At 55.3% G+C, this 2,441-nt stretch carries 1 protein-coding gene and 1 pseudogene; both read right to left on the reverse strand.

Annotated features, from left to right (window positions below; translation table 11 throughout):
- Positions 1 to 120 (reverse strand): annotated as a pseudogene (locus AC1DKD_RS40655) (transposase); the annotation flags it as partial.
- Between the two features lie 241 nt (positions 121 to 361).
- Entirely contained in the window at positions 362 to 1,168 is an 807-nt protein-coding gene (locus AC1DKD_RS40660; RefSeq protein WP_477144688.1) for a sterol desaturase family protein, read from the reverse strand.
- Between the last annotated feature and the right edge of the window lie 1,273 nt (positions 1,169 to 2,441).

Raw genomic sequence — 2,441 nt, forward strand, 5'->3', positions numbered from 1 at the left:
AAACTTCACCAGCGTAGTCGCGTCCGGCGCCGCTTCGACCGACAGGTCGATCGCGGCGAACGCGCGCATCGCCATGCAGTCGTACAGCGCGTCTTCCAACGCCTCGTCCGACAGCCCGTGTGAAAGTGCGAGTTTTCGCTTGTAAACAGGTGGAGTCGCCTGTAAAGCCAATCCCAAAGCGGGATTCCGCGTACCGCCACACTTACGGCCTCAAACGTTGAAACGCATCCGCATGCGAATTAACGCTTGTCGACACGGCAGGAAATATCTTTCTGAATTCCGGCCTCGAACCGTACCAGAATCGGTTCTTCTAGATTACATTGACAGGCAGCACTGTAGCCGGAATTGCCATCTGCGCGAGCTACWCTCTCGTTATTCCATCGGCATTCCCGACCGCAGGTTCTTGATTGCTAACGGGCCGGCGCATGAACTTGCGCACCGGCCATGCGAATGCCTCAATGAGATTTTCTGGTCGATCACTCCCCTCAATTCCGGTTGGTGGAAATTCATTGAAACGTGGCTTGTAGTAGCTCCCGAACAACACATCGAAAATCGGAAATAGCGCAGCAAAATTGCAGTCGTAGTGCTCTGGGCGCGCCGAGTGATGAATTCGATGATATTGCGGCGAATTCACCATCCAAGACCAGCGACCAAATCCGATCCGCAAGTTCATATGCGAGAAAATGTTGTAGAACGACACGACATTGTATAAAAGAAGGACGGGTAATCCTGGCTTGAATACTACCCCTGCCACAAGGAATATTGATAGCGTTTTGATTGCCGGCTCGGCCCAGTAATGGCGACTCACCGTTGATGCGTTCAGAGTTTGGTCGCTGTGATGAAACGAGTGCATGGCCCACAGGACAGGGATTCGGTGTTGCGCACGATGGAACGCGTATTCCAGAAAATCCACCGTCAGCGCATAGGCGAAAAACGCTGGCAATATTGACCACCCTGTCGCTGGCAACACTATCCAGCCGCCACCAGCAGCATTCGCGGCGTATGACGCTGCAACCGACACGACGGGAAGAATTATCGCCTGGGCCACCGTGAATGCGAACATATAGCGCAAATTAAACCCGGCAGCATATACCGGCTGATGTTGCGCCGGCCTCAGTCGCTCGATCCATAGGGCGATGAGGACGATACAGAAAAGTATGAGGGTCATCAAGAGCGCATCCTCCAATCGCATGCGGCGCTGTCGAACAAAAATAGTTGAGATCGCGCATTGCCGCAACCTGTTAAAAACGCACCAGGTACGTCGACGCCAGCCCCCCAATTCCTGCCACGTCGGCCTGCCATGTCGCCGGCAGCTTGTGGCTCCGCCCCTTCACCGCTTTGCGCACGCACCCTGCTGAGCGAAAAGAACATTCTCCCGCGTCAGTTGCGGGGTACCGCCGAACACGGCCGCTGCCCCACCTTCGCCGCTTCCCCATTCCGTGATCCGGTTCGGATGTTCCTCCAACTGCTGAGACATCCCCGCCAGTGTTCGGTCAACGCGCATCGCCGCCAGCCGCTCTTTCCTCGAACGCTGCGTGTGCRCCGGGTCCGCTTCCTCATCGTGGAGGTTCTTTCTCCAGAGCATTATGCCCCGGCTCAGCAGCTCAGCCCCCACTTCCTCTTATCCGACGCCCCATATTCCTGGCGCCATCTCTCCAGAAGCGAGGTATTGCATTTCAGATTGGCCATTGCCAGGCCGGATGTTCCAGAAATGAAACAGATCTGCACGGATATGCGCACACTCCCCCAGACCATGCCTGCCTCAGCCATCTGACCGATCCATCTCGACCGGAACGGGCAAGGGCACGCCGAGGTATCCCGTTCGGGGTAATCCTTCTAGCCAGCGATGGTGTCGACAAGCTGTGACGACTAAGGGATTGCCCAGGGAGTTACGCGACAAACGCGAACAAGCTTTTCGGTCACAAACGCCGATCCTGTTTCACGGTTGCAACCATCTGCCACACGCTGCATTTGGCTTTCCTCCACATCCTCCGGTCTGGACGTAACGGTAACATCACGGAACGCGCCTGTTAGCTGGAGGGGATTGATCGGATCGCGCGTACCCAGTCGTAACGAGGAAGAAACATTTGGATGCCGAATGTTACGATTTTCAAGGGAACATTTTTGACTATTCCATATAAATCAATGAGTTATGCGCGTATGGCACGCTCCTCGCTCTTGTGTCAGTTACAAAATAAGGTGTGACTTCTTAAGGAACACCACGGAAACAGCGGGCCAGGCGGCATAGATCGCATCCAGATGTTTACCGGATAACAGCGCGATTGCACGCTCGTTGGAGGACGGGGGGATTCGGCGCAGGGCCAGCGCAACTTTATATCAAATGGTCCACGCCTAACCGGTGCCGGATTTCCTACGAACACCGGAGCAGCGATCACTTGCAGTTTTGTAGCATTTTCAGGCGCGGGACCGATTCCTGAGGG

It is taken from the genome of Cupriavidus sp. 05T313, from assembly GCF_056396665.1.